This window comes from Pantoea sp. FN0305, assembly GCF_050113845.1.
GTDB classification, from domain to species: Bacteria; Pseudomonadota; Gammaproteobacteria; order Enterobacterales; family Enterobacteriaceae; genus Mixta; species Mixta alhagi.
On record NZ_JBNJSN010000003.1, the window covers coordinates 54,328 to 69,608 of the forward strand.

The 15,281-nt window shown below is 53.3% G+C and carries 15 protein-coding genes; 9 read left to right on the forward strand and 6 right to left on the reverse strand.

Annotated elements, in window-relative coordinates; translation table 11 throughout:
- Positions 1-43 precede the first annotated feature (43 nt).
- Positions 44-1,420, reverse strand: coding sequence for a two-component system sensor histidine kinase EnvZ (gene envZ / locus ACQE3Y_RS07330; protein ID WP_250651514.1), 1,377 nt, complete (start codon positions 1,418-1,420; stop codon positions 44-46).
- Complete coding sequence (gene ompR / locus ACQE3Y_RS07335; RefSeq protein ID WP_038629697.1) at positions 1,417-2,136, reverse strand: two-component system response regulator OmpR; 720 nt, start codon at positions 2,134-2,136, stop codon at positions 1,417-1,419. The genes envZ and ompR overlap by 4 nt, the downstream gene beginning before the upstream one ends.
- A gap of 538 nt (positions 2,137-2,674) precedes the next feature.
- Here ompR and yjbE point away from each other — a divergent pair.
- Positions 2,675-2,914, forward strand: a complete 240-nt coding sequence (yjbE, locus tag ACQE3Y_RS07340; protein WP_426974029.1) for an exopolysaccharide production protein YjbE — start codon at positions 2,675-2,677, stop codon at positions 2,912-2,914.
- Between the two features lie 132 nt (positions 2,915-3,046).
- Here the strand turns inward: yjbE and greB are convergent, their stop codons facing one another.
- Positions 3,047-3,547 carry a transcription elongation factor GreB gene (gene greB / locus ACQE3Y_RS07345; RefSeq protein ID WP_426981239.1) on the reverse strand — a complete coding sequence of 167 codons (501 nt, stop codon included), beginning with the start codon at positions 3,545-3,547 and terminating at the stop codon, positions 3,047-3,049.
- Between the two features lie 201 nt (positions 3,548-3,748).
- Between greB and ACQE3Y_RS07350 the strand changes: the two genes are divergently transcribed.
- The 4 genes from ACQE3Y_RS07350 (at position 3,749) to ACQE3Y_RS07365 (ending at position 10,579) form a co-directional block, all read left to right on the forward strand.
- Positions 3,749-6,073 (forward strand): Tex family protein, encoded by a 2,325-nt coding sequence (locus ACQE3Y_RS07350; protein WP_426974027.1) that lies wholly within the window; start codon positions 3,749-3,751, stop codon positions 6,071-6,073.
- A 133-nt stretch (positions 6,074-6,206) separates the two neighbouring features.
- Positions 6,207-6,440 (forward strand): ferrous iron transporter A, encoded by a 234-nt coding sequence (feoA, locus tag ACQE3Y_RS07355; RefSeq protein WP_426974026.1) that lies wholly within the window; start codon positions 6,207-6,209, stop codon positions 6,438-6,440.
- Positions 6,437-8,749: a Fe(2+) transporter permease subunit FeoB gene (gene feoB, locus ACQE3Y_RS07360; protein WP_426974025.1), complete on the forward strand. Its 2,313-nt coding sequence runs from the start codon at positions 6,437-6,439 to the stop codon at positions 8,747-8,749. The genes feoA and feoB overlap by 4 nt, the downstream gene beginning before the upstream one ends.
- A gap of 141 nt (positions 8,750-8,890) precedes the next feature.
- Positions 8,891-10,579, forward strand: a complete 1,689-nt coding sequence (locus tag ACQE3Y_RS07365) for an alpha-amylase family glycosyl hydrolase (RefSeq protein ID WP_426981240.1) — start codon at positions 8,891-8,893, stop codon at positions 10,577-10,579.
- Positions 10,580-10,609: 30 nt separating this feature from the next.
- Here ACQE3Y_RS07365 and ACQE3Y_RS07370 read toward each other — a convergent pair whose 3' ends face one another.
- Positions 10,610-10,879, reverse strand: a complete 270-nt coding sequence (locus ACQE3Y_RS07370; RefSeq protein ID WP_085068596.1) for a DUF1471 domain-containing protein — start codon at positions 10,877-10,879, stop codon at positions 10,610-10,612.
- Between the two features lie 174 nt (positions 10,880-11,053).
- Positions 11,054-11,827 carry a pimeloyl-ACP methyl ester esterase BioH gene (gene bioH / locus ACQE3Y_RS07375; RefSeq protein WP_426981242.1) on the reverse strand — a complete coding sequence of 258 codons (774 nt, stop codon included), beginning with the start codon at positions 11,825-11,827 and terminating at the stop codon, positions 11,054-11,056.
- Positions 11,828-11,866: 39 nt separating this feature from the next.
- Between bioH and gntX the strand changes: the two genes are divergently transcribed.
- Together gntX and nfuA are read left to right on the forward strand one after the other, a co-directional pair.
- Positions 11,867-12,550 (forward strand): DNA utilization protein GntX, encoded by a 684-nt coding sequence (gntX, locus tag ACQE3Y_RS07380; RefSeq protein WP_426981244.1) that lies wholly within the window; start codon positions 11,867-11,869, stop codon positions 12,548-12,550.
- Positions 12,551-12,608: 58 nt separating this feature from the next.
- Positions 12,609-13,184 (forward strand): Fe-S biogenesis protein NfuA, encoded by a 576-nt coding sequence (gene nfuA / locus ACQE3Y_RS07385; protein WP_085068601.1) that lies wholly within the window; start codon positions 12,609-12,611, stop codon positions 13,182-13,184.
- 150 nt (positions 13,185-13,334) lie between these two features.
- On the opposite strand, the gene ACQE3Y_RS07390 is transcribed toward nfuA, so the two are convergent.
- Complete coding sequence (locus ACQE3Y_RS07390) at positions 13,335-13,688, reverse strand: nitrogen fixation protein NifS (RefSeq protein WP_426981246.1); 354 nt, start codon at positions 13,686-13,688, stop codon at positions 13,335-13,337.
- A gap of 189 nt (positions 13,689-13,877) precedes the next feature.
- On the opposite strand from ACQE3Y_RS07390, the gene ACQE3Y_RS07395 reads away from it, so the two are divergent.
- Together ACQE3Y_RS07395 and ACQE3Y_RS07400 are read left to right on the forward strand one after the other, a co-directional pair.
- Positions 13,878-14,726 carry a DUF3289 family protein gene (locus ACQE3Y_RS07395; RefSeq protein WP_426981248.1) on the forward strand — a complete coding sequence of 283 codons (849 nt, stop codon included), beginning with the start codon at positions 13,878-13,880 and terminating at the stop codon, positions 14,724-14,726.
- Positions 14,723-15,190: a DUF943 family protein gene (locus ACQE3Y_RS07400; RefSeq protein WP_426981250.1), complete on the forward strand. Its 468-nt coding sequence runs from the start codon at positions 14,723-14,725 to the stop codon at positions 15,188-15,190. The genes ACQE3Y_RS07395 and ACQE3Y_RS07400 overlap by 4 nt, the downstream gene beginning before the upstream one ends.
- Positions 15,191-15,281 lie beyond the last annotated feature (91 nt).

The following is a 15,281-nucleotide window of genomic DNA, read 5'->3' on the forward strand; positions in this document are numbered from 1 at the left end:
GCTGTTTGGCGGGGGTTTTTATTTTTCTGACGCAGGCTTTCAGCTATTCGCTCTTAGGCAATGGCAACGGGCTCACCGGGCCGCCGGTTGGTGACGCCGATGCAGATAAGGGCAGCCAGGCGCGAATACGCAGGCCGCCACGCTCACTGACGCCCATCTCCAGCGACCCCTGATGCGCATCGATAATACGCTGTACAATCGCCAGCCCCAGTCCGGTGCCGCTGGTGCTGCGGGCGCTGTCGCCGCGAACAAAAGGCTGTAGCAGATGCTTTAACTGTTCCGGCTTAATGCCCGGCCCATCATCTTCCACCTGGAACCAGGCTCGCTGTAGCTCATAGCCGCTGCTGACCTTGATCCAGCCGTTGCCGTAGCGCGCCGCGTTCACCACCATATTCGCCGCCGCTCGCTTGATAGAAAGCGGATTGATATCCAGTATGAGTTCTTCAGGCATGATGGCGTCTTCAATTTCACGCTCGTAGCCGCTCTCCGCCGCAACAACTTCGTTCAGCACAACGTTCAGATCGGCGCGTTCGGTCTGCATCTCCTGCCCGGTACGCAGATAATCGATGAACTGTTCGATAATCGCATTGCACTCTTCAATATCCTTATTAATCGATTCCGCCAGATAGCCATCTTCTTCGCTCATCATCTCCGTGGCCAGGCGAATACGCGTCAGCGGCGTACGCAGATCGTGACTTACGCCCGCCATCAACAGCGTACGATCGTCCGCCAGCTGTTTAACGCCTGACGCCATCTGGTTAAAGGCGCGCGTCACCGAGCGCACCTCCGATGCGCCATATTCCCGCAGCGGCGGCGGGATGATGCCTTTCCCTACCTGTAACGCCGCATGCTCCAGATCCACCAGCGGACGGTTCTGAATACGGATAAACAGCCAGGCGCCGCCTATCGCCAATAGCATAATCGCCAGCGTATAGCGGAACAGCGGCGAGAAGTCGCCCTGATGAATTTCGGTCAGCGGCACGCGTACCCAAATATCGGGTGAGAGCCAGGTTTTCAGCCACACTACAGGCGAGTTTTTATTGACTTCGACCCGTACATCCGTTGGCCCGCCGAGCTGGCGCGCCATCTGATCGCTTAAAAACTGGTAATGCTGTGCCCAGCGTAATCCGCTCTCCTCCGCCGCCGCGTTGGTATAAAGAGAAATTCCCAGCTCGCGGTAAATTTCACGCCGAAACGCAGGCGGCACTTCCAGTTGCGTGCCATCTTCTAACTGCAGCCGATCGGTCATTAACATGCGCACTTCATACGCCAGCACCTTGTTAAACTGCTGCAGGCTGGGAAGAATGGCAAAGTTAAGCACCACCAGATAGGTGGTTACCAGGCTGACAAACAGTAGCGTGACAATCAGCAGCAGCGTGCGCGCAAAGGAACTGCGGGGAGAAAAGCGGAGCCGCCTCATGCTTTAGTGCCGTCCGGAACAAACACGTAGCCCAGGCCCCAAACGGTCTGGATATAGCGCGGATGCGCAGGATCTTCTTCCACCATGCGGCGCAGGCGTGAAATCTGCACGTCGATGGAGCGTTCCATCGCGCTGTACTCGCGACCACGGGCAAGGTTCATCAGCTTATCGCGTGACAGCGGCTCACGCGGATGGCTCACCAGCGCTTTCAGCACGGCAAATTCGCCGCTGGTTAACGGCATCGGCTCATCTTCGCGGAACATTTCACGGGTGCCGAGATTCAGCTTGAACTTGCCGAAGGCGATAACCGCTTCTTCCTGAGAAGGTGCGCCCGGCAGTTCATTCGCCTGACGACGCAGCACGGCACGAATACGCGCCAGCAGCTCACGCGGGTTGAACGGTTTTGGAATGTAGTCATCCGCGCCGATCTCCAGCCCAACAATACGATCGACCTCTTCGCCTTTTGCCGTCACCATAATGATCGGCATCGGATTACTTTGGCTACGCAAGCGACGACAAATCGACAGGCCATCTTCGCCCGGCAACATTAAGTCGAGCACCATCAGGTGAAAGGATTCGCGGGTTAACAGGCGATCCATTTGCTCGGCGTTAGCGACGCTGCGCACCTGAAAACCCTGTTCGGTCAGATAACGCTCCAGCAGTGCGCGCAGGCGCATGTCATCATCGACGACCAGAATTTTGTAGTTTTCTTGCATTTCGATACTCCCAAAGGCGCTATTGCCCGAGCTGGTATTGTTAAAAAAGAAGCGTAACTGTGACAGCCATTAATGGTTTATATTCTAGCCGAAATTGTTACAAAGCATATTAAACAGCAGCTTATATCGCATTTATTTTGCTTTTACCCTGCCCAATTGCCCGTCATCGCCCGATCCGTCTTTTCTGAAATACGTCCATAAACTCTGCTCATCGCTGGCTCAGAATAGTGAATGTAAACTTTTGTCATGGCAAAACAGCGGGTTAGCTTAATGGATCTTGCCGGTTTGATTGTGATGCTGCTTTAACAGGCTATTAAGTGTCAGATTACTGCGCCCTGAGTCCAACTATTAGCAGAAAAAACTGGCATTTATTTTTTTCTCTTTACGCTAAGCCAGGAATATTCGCAGCGCACGAAAGATCGATCCAGTAATAAATCAAGTTAATCTTATTCGTTAGAAAACAACGCTTTTCAGCGCGGCCCTGGCAAACCTATATTCTCCCCGACAAACGTTGTTTATTTATCAGCCGGGAATAAATATGAACAAGATAATGTTGATTTGCTCGCTGGCACTGTTTATCAGCGGATACGTAATGGCTAACGAACCCGCAGGCGGCGTGGCCGCAGGGGCTCAGGCAACCACCGAAGCGAAAGGCGCTTCTGATGCGGAAGGCGTTGCCGTTGTGGGCGCGCTACTGGGCCTGGCCCTTGCTACCGCAGGCGGCGGCGATGGCTCCAGCACGGCAACCACCACCACAACCAGCACCATTCCACATTAAAATTGGTTAGGCACTACCTCAGGTCAAAAATTATAAGAACTTTGTTGCTGTTGTCTTTCGCCACCGGAGAATAAGCGTTGCCCGGGCTTTCTTAAAAAAGTCATTATTCTCCGCTTCTTTTTCCAGCGCAGGTTAAACGGCGTCGCTGTCATTTTGTTCCTGCCGATAATCAATCCGGTTAATAAACCAGATTTTTTCCCCTTCCGGCGTATTCACGCTCACTTCGTCATCCACTTCTTTTTTAATCAACGCGCGCGCCATCGGCGAATCAACAGAAATATAATTTTTCGCGTTTCCGTAGATTTCATCCGGGCCAACAATACGAAAGCTCTTTACCTCACCCTGTTCGTTTTCCACCTCCACCCAGGCGCCAAAAAAGACCTTGCCCTCCTGCTGTGGTGAATAATCAACAATTTTCAGTTCGGCAAGACATTTACGCAGATAGCGCACCCGTCGATCGATCTGACGCAGCAGGCGCTTGTTATAGGTGTAGTCTGCGTTTTCGGAACGATCGCCCAGACTGGCCGCCCAGGAGACAATTTTGGTGATCTCCGGGCGCTTTTCTTTCCACAGATAATCGTGTTCCGCCCTGAGCTTGTTATAACCTTCACGGGTAATCAGTTGCGTCTTCACACACCCATCCTGTCAGCTAAAACTAATGGTCCGGCAGCCTTACGCCGCCCTTTGGCGCTAATGGTACAACATCAAAAACCACCTGTGGTAAAACGCGCTCGGAATATGGCCTAAAGCGCGCCGCATCGCTGGTAATTTCGCCCTCCAGTCCGTATAACTGTCCGCTATTTCTCAAACTCTGTTAGCAAGATAGTTGAACCGATGATGAATGATTCACTGAACCGCATTATTGCAGGTGAACTTCAGGCGCGGGCTGAACAAGTTGATGCCGCAATCCGCCTGCTGGACGAAGGGAACACCGTGCCGTTTATTGCACGTTATCGTAAAGAAGTCACCGGCGGGCTTGATGATACCCAGCTGCGACAGCTGGAGACCCGCCTCGGTTACCTGCGAGAGCTGGAAGATCGCCGCCAGGCGATCCTGAAATCCGTTGCGGAACAGGGCAAACTCAGCGATGAACTCGCCGCCGCAATTCACGGTACGCTGAGCAAAACCGAACTCGAAGATCTTTACCTTCCCTATAAGCCGAAACGCCGTACCCGTGGACAGATCGCTATTGAAGCCGGGCTGGAACCGCTGGCGGACACACTGTGGCAGGATCCTTCTCATGAGCCAGAGCAGCTGGCCGCCCGCTTTGTAAATGCCGATAAAGGCGTAGCCGACGTGAAGGCGGCGCTGGATGGCGCACGCTATATCCTGATGGAGCGTTTCGCGGAAGATGCCGCTCTGCTGGCGAAAGTGCGCGACTATTTGTGGAAGAACGCGCATCTGGTGTCACGCGTGGTGGAAGGCAAAGAGGAACAAGGCGCGAAATTCCGCGACTATTTTGATCATCACGAAGCGCTGGCGACGGTGCCTTCGCATCGTGCGCTGGCGATGTTCCGTGGCCGCAACGAAGGCGTGCTGCAGCTGGCGCTCAATCCCGATCCGCAGTTTGATGAGCCGCCGCGTGAAAGTTACGGCGAACAGCTTATCAGCGAGCATCTGAACCTGCGTCTGAACAACGCGCCGGCAGACAGCTGGCGTAAGGCCGTGGTGAGCTGGACGTGGCGCATTAAAGTGCTGCTGCATCTGGAAACCGAGCTGATGGGCAGCGTGCGCGAGCGGGCGGAAGAAGAAGCGATTAACGTCTTTGCCCGCAACCTGCACGATCTGCTGATGGCGGCACCGGCTGGCATGCGTGCCACAATGGGCCTCGATCCGGGCCTGCGCACCGGGGTAAAAGTTGCCGTGGTGGATGCCACCGGCAAGCTGGTCGCCACCGACACCATCTATCCGCACACCGGCCAGGCAGCGAAGGCAGCGGCGGCGGTTGCGGCGCTCTGCACCCGTCATCAGGTTGAACTGGTGGCGATTGGCAACGGCACCGCGTCACGTGAAACCGAGCGCTTCTTCCTGGAAGTGCAAAAACAGTTTCCTCAGGTTACGGCGCAAAAAGTTATCGTCAGCGAAGCGGGCGCATCGGTTTACTCAGCGTCTGAGCTGGCGGCGCTGGAGTTCCCCGACCTTGATGTTTCCCTGCGCGGCGCGGTTTCTATCGCACGTCGTCTGCAGGATCCGCTGGCAGAGCTGGTGAAAATCGATCCGAAATCGATCGGCGTTGGCCAGTATCAGCATGACGTCAGCCAAAGCCAGCTGGCGAAAAAGCTGGATGCGGTAGTGGAAGACTGCGTAAACGCCGTTGGTGTCGATCTAAATACCGCTTCCGTAGCGCTGCTGACGCGCGTAGCCGGACTGACGCGCATGATGGCGCAAAATATTGTGAACTGGCGTGATGAAAACGGTCGCTTCCGCAGCCGTCAGCAGCTGCTGAAAGTCAGCCGTCTCGGTCCAAAAGCCTTTGAACAGTGTGCTGGCTTCCTGCGCATTAATCAGGGCGATAATCCACTGGATGCCTCAACGGTGCATCCGGAAGCCTATCCGGTGGTAGAGCGTATTCTGGAGGCAACCCGCCAGTCGCTACGTGAGCTGATGGGTAACCCGAATGAGCTGCGCAACCTGAAAGCGGTCGACTTTACCGACGATCGTTTTGGCGTGCCGACGGTCAGCGATATTCTTAAAGAGCTGGAAAAGCCAGGCCGCGATCCGCGTCCGGAATTCAAAACGGCACAGTTTGCTGAAGGCGTGGAAACCATGAACGATCTGCTGCCGGGCATGGTGCTGGAAGGCGCAGTGACTAACGTAACTAACTTCGGTGCGTTCGTGGATATCGGCGTGCATCAGGATGGACTGGTGCATATCTCCTCGCTCTCCGACAAATTTGTCGAAGATCCACATACCGTAGTGAAAGCGGGCGATATCGTTAAGGTCAAGGTGCTGGAGGTGGATTTGCAGCGTAAGCGTATTGCGCTGACCATGCGTCTGGATGAGCAGCCGGGTGAAACCGCTTCGCGCGCTGCGCCACGTAGCCAGGAGCGCGCCAATAACCGCCCGACGGCGAAACCACGCGCGCGTGGCAACAGCACTCTCTCTGGCAACAGTGCGATGAGCGATGCGCTGGCCGCGGCGCTGGGTAAAAAACGCTAACAACTTTAAGGGCGGCCAGGTGCCGCCCTTTGTATTATGTTTGTTCTAAATCAACATTAACGATAATCGTTCTCATTAATATGGTGCCGTTTTGTTCTTGCCGCCTTAAGCGACAGTCAATGAGGTGCACCCTATGCCACTATTTGCCCGCCAACACTATCAAATTCTTGGTTTTTCTTCCGCCGTTAGCCCGGCTTACCGGCAAAAACTCCTTTCTCTTGGGCTGTTGCCCGGTGCCTGTTTCCAGGTGATGCGTATTGCGCCGCTGGGCGATCCGCTCCAGATCCAGACAGGACGCGTTAGCCTGATGCTGCGCAAAAAGGATCTGGCGCTGCTGCAGCTACAGCCGATGGCGGAGGTGGCATGAAAAGCTGCACTATTGGTCTGCTGGGTAATCCCAACGCCGGAAAAACCACCCTGTTTAATCAGCTTACCGGCGCACGTCAGCGCGTGGGCAACTGGGCCGGCGTTACCGTAGAGCGTAAAGAGGGCTTCTTCACCGCTGGCGAGACGCGGGTAACTTTAATCGATCTTCCCGGCACCTATTCGCTCACCACCCTTTCTCAGCAGGCGTCGCTCGACGAGCAGATCGCCTGCCACTTTGTTTTAAGCCAGCAGGCAGACCTGCTGATTAATGTTGTGGACGCCTGTAATCTTGAGCGCAACCTCTATCTTACGCTGCAGTTGCGTGAGCTGGGTGTGCCCTGCATCGTCGCGCTCAATATGCTGGATATGGCGGAAAGCCAACGCATTACCATCGATATACCCGCGTTGGCGCAGCGCCTTGGCTGTCCGGTAGTGCCCGTGGTTTCAACGCGCGGCAGCGGGCTGGATCGCCTGAAACAGCTGATTGACCAAGGCGCTCCCGTCTGCGCGCCGCTGGAGGTCTGCTATCCGGCTGAACTGAACAGCGCTGTCGATCGGCTGGCGGCTACGATGCCGGTCAACGAAAGCCGTCAGCAGCGGCGCTGGCTGGCGCTACAGCTGCTGGAAGGCGATGTCTATAGCCGCCAGCAGATAAGCGATGTGACGCAACAGCATTTAACCGAGCTGGAGACCCAACTCTCATCAGATATTGCGATAAATATCGTCGCCGCACGCTATGAAAAGCTGGCGTCGATTTGCGCTGAAGTCAGCAATCAACATTTGATGGCGCCGCATCGGCTGTCGCAGCGTCTGGATAATCTGGTGTTGAACCGCTGGCTAGGCTTGCCGATCTTTTTGCTGATGATGTATCTGATGTTCGTGCTGGCGATCAATATCGGCGGCGCAATCCAGCCGCTGTTCGACATCGGCTCAACGGCACTGTTTATTCATGGTATGCAGTGGCTTGGCGCTATGCTGCATTTCCCCGTCTGGCTGACACTGTTTCTTGCTCAGGGCATCGGCGGCGGGATCAATACGGTGCTGCCGCTGGTGCCACAGATTGGTTTAATGTATCTGTTTCTCTCCTTTATGGAAGACTCCGGCTATATGGCGCGCGCTGCCTTCGTGGTCGATCGGCTGATGCAATCGCTTGGCCTGCCGGGAAAATCTTTTGTGCCGCTGATTGTCGGCTTTGGCTGTAACGTCCCTGCGGTAATGGGCGCGCGCACGCTGGATGCCCCACGCGAACGGTTGATTACGGTGATGATGGCGCCTTTCATCTCCTGCGGGGCCAGGCTGGCGATTTTTGCCGTGTTCTCTGCCGCCTTCTTTGGCGCGCACGGCGCGCTGGTGGTGTTTAGCCTGTATCTCACCGGCATCGTGATGGCGGTGTTAACCGGTCTGTTGCTAAAGCATACGCTGCTGCGCGGCGAAGCCTCGCCTTTCGTGATGGAGCTGCCAAGCTGGCACGTTCCGCATCTGAAAAGCCTGCTCTTGCAAGCCTGGCAGCGGCTGCACGGCTTTGTGCTGCGCGCCGGGAAAGTGATTGTGATTGCCAGCATTTTTATTGGCGGGCTGAATAGCTTCTCGTTTAATGGTCAGCCGGTTAACAGCATCAATGATTCGGCGCTGGCCAGCGTTAGCCGGGTGATTACTCCGCTGCTGGCGCCTATCGGCATCCAGCCCGATAACTGGCAAGCCTCGGTCGGCCTGCTGACAGGCGCAATGGCCAAAGAGGTGGTGGTCGGTACGCTGAATACGCTCTATACCGCCGAAGCGCTGCATGAAGAGCCGTTCAATGTCTACGACTGGAGCCTGAAAGCGGAACTTGCCGATGCGGTAACGGAAACCTGGCAGGGCCTGAAAGAGACGCTGACTTTCAGCGTACTGGCTAACCCTATTGAGGCCAGTAAAGGCGATGGCGAAATGGCGGGCGGCGCGATGGGGAAAATGAGCCGCCAGTTTGGCAGCGATGCCGCCGCTTTCAGCTACCTGCTGTTTGTGCTGCTTTACATTCCCTGCGTCTCGGTGATGGGCGCGATTGCGCGTGAAAGCAGCCGTCGCTGGATGGGCTTTTCAATTCTGTGGGGGTTAAACGTTGCTTACTCCCTTGCCACGCTGTTCTGGCAGTTTTCGCGAATCAATGAGCAACCGCTTACCAGCAGCCTGATTATTTTGCTGGTGCTGCTGTTTAACAGCGCCCTGCTGCTGCTGTTACGGCGGATTAAACTGCCACCGCAGCGCATTCCGATTCGGGTGTTGCCGGTGGAAAGCTATGAAAAGCCGTTAAGAAGCGGAGAATGCCATTAGCCAACCAGGCGACGGCAATTTTAGCCAGGCGGCTCCCATCCTGAGAAAGGGAGTCGCTGTAGCGGTTGCGATTTTAGCCTGGCGGTCTACAGTAAAAACTAACGCCCTTGCGAACCTAATGCTGCAGCCTGCCGGATAAACATGGATATTATCAATAACTTAATCGATAAGATCTACCAGGACACTTTTCCAATGGCCGCGCGGGAGCGCCTGCTGTCACACATTCGCGCCGCCCGTGATGCGATAAAAAAACCGCGTAAGCCGCACTGGGATGAAAAAGATGTGGTGCTGATAACCTATGCCGATCAGTTCCGCGAGCCGGAAGCGCCGACGCTTGCCACGTTTTCACGCTTTTACCAGCAGCATTTGCAGTCCACTTTTAACCTGGTTCACCTGCTGCCTTTCTTCCCCTGGTCATCCGACGACGGTTTTTCCGTGATTGATTATCATCAGGTCAATCCCATATGCGGCGAATGGCGCAACGTGGCTGAACTGCATACGCATACGCGTTTGATGTTCGATTTTGTTTGCAACCATATCTCTGCACGCAGCGCCTGGTTTAAACATTATCTGGCCTGCGATCCCGGCTGGGACGATTTTTTTATCAGTATGCCGCCCGGCACCGATTTAAGCAGCGTGACCCGCCCGCGTACTTCACCGCTGCTGACCCCTTTTGAGCGTAGCGATGGTCATACCCACTATATCTGGACCACCTTTAGCGCCGATCAGATAGACCTGAACTTCGCCAGCCCGGAAGTGCTGATTCGTATGGTTGACGTGCTGCTGGAATACCTGAAAAAAGGGGCCGATTACGTCAGGCTGGATGCGGTGGGCTATATGTGGAAAACGCCTGGCACACGCTGTATTCACCTGGAAAATACCCATCTGCTGGTGAAGCTGTTCCGCGCCATTGCCGACGTGGTCGCACCTGGCACCGTGATCATTACCGAAACCAATGTGCCGCATCAGGACAATATCAGCTACTTTGGCAACGGTCAGGATGAAGCGCAGATGGTTTATCAATTCTCGCTGCCGCCGCTGGTACTACATGCTATTCATAACGGCTCGGCGCGCGCGCTGCGCCAGTGGGCGGCGGGCCTCGATTTGGGCGGCGGCGGCACGACCTTTTTTAACTTTCTCGCCTCACATGATGGCATCGGCCTCAACCCGGCGCGTGGCATTCTGCCGGAAGTTGAGATCGTTTCGCTGGTGCGTGACCTGGCGCTGGAAGGCGCACTGATCTCTTATAAAAATAATCCGGACGGCACCACCAGCCCGTATGAGATCAATGTCACCTACATGGATGCCTTGAACAAGCAGAACGATGACGATGATACGCGCATCCGGCGTTTTATGCTGGCACATGCGATTCTGCTGGCTTTCCCCGGCGTTCCCGCCATCTATATCCAGAGCATTCTTGGCTCGCGCAACGATCAGGAAGGCGTCAAAGTCGCCGGTCATAACCGCGCCATCAATCGGGAAAAATATGCGCTCTCAGCGATCGAAAAAGCGTTGTCCGGCGGCAATTATCTCCAACAGCAGGTTTTTAACCGCCTCAGTGCGCTGATACAGCTGCGTACGCGTCAGCCTGCGTTTCATCCTGATAATCCAATGGAGATCCTCAACAGTGAAAATACGCTGTTAATGATGCGGCGCTATTCATCAACGGGCGATAACAGTCTGCTGTGCGTGTTTAATCTGAGCGGCAAAAGCGTGGAGGCGACGCTGCCGGAAGCGAAGAAATATCGCGATATTGTTGAGCAGGCGCTGATTGATGGTTCGCAGCCGGTAACGCTGCCGCCGTGGCACTATCTGTGGCTGAAAGGTTAAGCAGGCATAACCGGTATGCCTGCTTAAAGATTACTTATAGACGTCTGCCGTAGCGCTGAAACGCCCGTGTTCGCGTCCGGCGATCACCAGAAAGTATTTGCCGCCCTTCTCATCCGCCAGCTTTGACAGTTCACGTTTGGCATCCATTGGCGAGGTGGTTTCCGCCGTGGTATTCACCGTGCCGATTTTCTCCAGATTCATTTTCTGCACATCTTCTTTCGTCACTTCCTGTGCCGCCAGCGCAGAGAATGAGAGACCACCCAGCAGACAAGTTACAGCAATAGTTTTAATGATATTCATAGTACACCTTCGTCATAAGTTAACTGAAAAACTCAGACCGCCGAAGAATACAATGAGATAGGGGTATACAGCGCCCTGCTCCCTGGCAGACTCATACAGTCATGATCAGCGGCCTTGCTCAGTTACAATTATTAACGCCAGGTGATATTTTGCCAGCTAAAGGGATAAAGTTTCTTAAACTGAATCGCTGAACGCTTTGACCGCCGTACAAAATTCCTGCGTATGCGAGATAAAGGGCGCATGGGCGGCTTTTTCTATAATCAGAGAGGCGCTGGCAGGCCAGCGCTGATCCAGCAGCGTAGCGACTTTACGTGGTACCAGCCCATCCAGATAGCCATAAATACGCAGCAGCGGAACCTGAAGCCTGTCCATTTCATCGCGTAAGTCCGTACTCCGTAAAATCTCCAGCCCACCCGCCAACACCTCCACCGTGGGTATCGGCTGCGACAGCACCACCTCTTTTAACGACCGGGCATCTTGCCTGGCGCTTTGTGTGCCCAGCGTTTGCAGCGCCAGAAAACGTTCAACGGTGCGCTGATAATCCTCGCTAAGCTGTTGCTGAAAGCCGGTCAGCGTCTCTGGCTTTATCCCCGGCCAGCTCTCTTCATCGGCGGTAAAACGAGGCGATGAGGCGACGGTAATCAGGCCAGTAACCTGTTGCGGATAACGCAGCGCCAGCCGGCTGGCAACCAGACCGCCTAACGACCAACCCAGATAGAGTGCCTTTTCCGGCAGATGGGGCAGCAGAGCGTCGATCATCCCATTCAACGTTAACGCGCCAAATCCCTGACTGCGGCCAAAACCCGGCAGGTCCACCACATGCAGCCGAAAATGTGCGCTGAGCGGCTCCGCAATGCAACGCCATACTTCCGCGTTCAGTCCCCATCCGTGTAACAGCACAAGATCGCGATTGCCGGTGCCGGTTGTATGCCAGTAAAGCTGCGCCATCGGTTATTGTCTCACTGTTGCTTAATTAAGGAGGTCGCTATGCTACCAATGCAGGGAGGCTGTTGGCTATGCCAGATACCGCTGGCGCTGCCGGTGCAGGGATTATGCAGCTACTGTTTACGCGCGCTGCCGCCGTTACCGCTTTGTTGCCCGCGCTGCGGCTTACCTGCAGGCGATGCGCTTGTGCCCTGCGGTCGCTGCCTGCAGCGCCCGCCGCCCTGGCAGCAGCTGATCGCCGTAAGCGATTACTGTTCGCCTTTAAGCTTTCTGATTGCCCGCTATAAATTCTCTGGCCGCACCGCACTCTCTGTGATGCTGGCGCGGCTGATTTTGCTAAGCTGGTTAGCGGCCAGACGTCAGCGCGGCCTGCCTCGTCCCGATTTAATACTGGCTGTGCCGCTGCATCATCAGCGCGCCTGGCGACGCGGTTTTAATCAGGCTGACCTGCTGGCCCGTTCGCTGGCTCGCTGGCTAAGCTGTACTTATGACCCTCAGGCTTTAACGCGCCGCCGCGCTGCTCTTATTCAGCATCGACTTGGGGCGCAAGCGCGTAAGCGCAACCTGCGCGGCGCTTTTCAACTTGAAATCACCGTTCAGGATCGCCATATCGCCCTGATTGATGATGTGGTGACCACCGGTAACACGGTCGCGGAAGTGAGCCGTCTGCTGATGCGCGCCGGAGCCGCCAGCGTCCAGATTTGGTGCCTTTGCCGTACCTTGTAGAGCGTCGGCGATGGGCGTATTATAACCAACTAAATTAGTCAACTATTGAGCAACTGCCATGATCCGAATTACCGATGCAGCCCAGGACCATTTTGCAAAACTGCTTTCAAATCAGGAAGAAGGCACTCAAATCCGCGTGTTCGTGATTAATCCGGGCACCCCAACGGCCGAATGTGGCGTGTCATATTGCCCACCGGATGCGGTAGAGCCGAGCGATACCGAACTGAAGTTTGAAAAGCTTTCCGCCTATGTGGATGAGCTGAGCGCGCCCTACCTTGAAGATGCTGAGATCGATTTCGTTACCGATAACCTTGGCTCTCAGCTGACGCTGAAAGCGCCAAACGCCAAAATGCGTAAAGTGTCTGATGACGCACCGCTGCTGGAGCGCGTTGAATATCTGCTGCAGGCACAGATTAACCCGCAGCTGGCCGGACACGGCGGCCGCGTAACGCTGATGGAAATCACCGACGAAGGCTACGCCATTCTGCAGTTTGGCGGCGGCTGTAACGGCTGTTCCATGGTCGATGTGACGCTGAAAGAAGGGATTGAGAAAGAGCTGCTGGCTGCGTTCCCTGAACTGAAAGGCGTGCGCGATCTTACCGAACACCAGCGCGGCGAACACTCTTACTACTAAGCGTGGGCCGATGGCTGCGCTGGTCTGCCTGAGGCAGAGAACAGAACGTGATAAAAGGCGGCTTTGAGGCCGCCTTTATATTTAGTTCAGTCATCCAGAATTTCTTTTGCTTTAAATTTCCATTTCCTTGATTTTATTAACACCCTATCGCTAACTAGCGCCTTCTATTGAATTAATTAGCTTGCATACTCTATCAATATTATTTGTTGCATACTCCATAGTAGATAAATAAATGATTCTGATTTTATCAAAATCATTAATCAAGAATTGCCACTGCAAGCCAGGTGCACAAATAATGATTTCTGCATATTGTTTTATTTCATCAATATTAGCCTCAGAAGTATCTTGCTCAACGACCCAGGGATAACCTTCTCTTTTAAGGTAATCAGCTAACGTTTGAATGTAACTTTTTTCACGAAACCATGAGAATATGGCACTTGTTATTGGCGGCGCTCTCCCTAACATTGGGCTTGAGTTATTAACAAAAATTATTTTCCTTTGCATAAATCCGTCCTTACGATTATTAATTAACGAAAAGCGTTACACTGAAATACCTAAGCGACTCAACAAGCGAAAAAATGCACTTTTAAATTTCCTGCATTTACTTTATGGTTATTACCACTACCATCGCCGTTATTAAATAAAGACTCAAATGGAAGATTCAGGGATCGTTGCTTACAAGGAGCCAGTAACATGAATAAACTCACCTTCCCGCAAAATCTTTATACCACAAAGCATGAATTTAACGAGTATGGGACAGATGATATGCGGTATGGCGATATAACCGCCGCACGTCTTAAAAAAGAGTTCCGGCTGACCAATATCTCTAATATAGTCGATCCCTGGACCATGACCCGCCTAACGGCTTTTGATAATCCTCAGTCACGATTTTTCGGCGCACATAGCGGCAACAGACACAGTGCCACGCTCAGCGCGCAACAGTGTGCCAGGCTACTATTTGAAGAGATACAGGTTACCTCATTGCCCTTTGCATGCGTAGGCCCCTGGAAGTATCTTATCAATCGGATGCTTCAGCATTTCCAGCATGGTACAGGTATGCCATTTACTGATATGCAGCTTGATGCGGCCTATAAAAATCAAATTATTAATGATAATACAAAAAACAGTAGTTTAGCCGCTATTAAGGAGGTAATAAATAAGCGTATCAATTATGAGAAAAAAATCATTCCTCCGGAAACGCTTTCTGCCATAACGGAAGAAATCAGCTACAGGACTCTGCCAAAATTTGATTCAATGATACACGACAAAATCAATGGGTTAGGCATTACCATACATGACGTCTACGCTACACGTATAGATTTATTAAGTCTGGAAATCAGTGAAAAAGGCTGGCGCGCGCAGGTAAAGTATACCGGGCAGGATCATTTCGGCCTGGACGTTGACGATATTCAAAAGGCTAAATTTAAGCAATTCCAGTTTTTCAGGATATGGTTTATTCTACAACGCTTTGATCAATTCGGGTTCCGCCCCTTCTTAACCAATATGGAAGCGACAATTACTCTCGAGGAAAAGCGCCCATGAGCAGGAAAAAATCATTTCACTTTCTCATTTTTATCATGATTACGGCTATGGGTATTTATCTTTATCTGGATAACCGGCGCGTTAACATTATTGATGCACATCATGGCATATACTCTGCCGCAATTCTGGTCGATCATTTACCTGTTACCGCCTCATCGGCGATTAACTGGTGGCTGGAAAATCAGAACGCTATCCGGGAAAAATATCATATTCCCTCTGAAGAGGCGGGCGGGCCATCCAACTTTACCGTTTTTGCTTTTGGCGACGGCTACCAGAAAGAGGATGAGAACGATATGCTCTGTTTTGATGATGTGCCTCCCCCTGAAAACTGCATCGTCAAAGAGATACTGTTAACGGTTGGTCGCAACCGTGAGGGTAATATCCGATTCGCCTTTGGCAACGCTGCCTATATTCGCTATGCCGATGGCCGTATTATTGAATTAAAAAAACAAACATACCACTGACGGCTACGGGGTTCTTATTCCGGACCCATGACGCTTTACCGGTATGATAATAGTGCAGCAACCCGGCTTTACCCGAAAAAAGACCCGACCC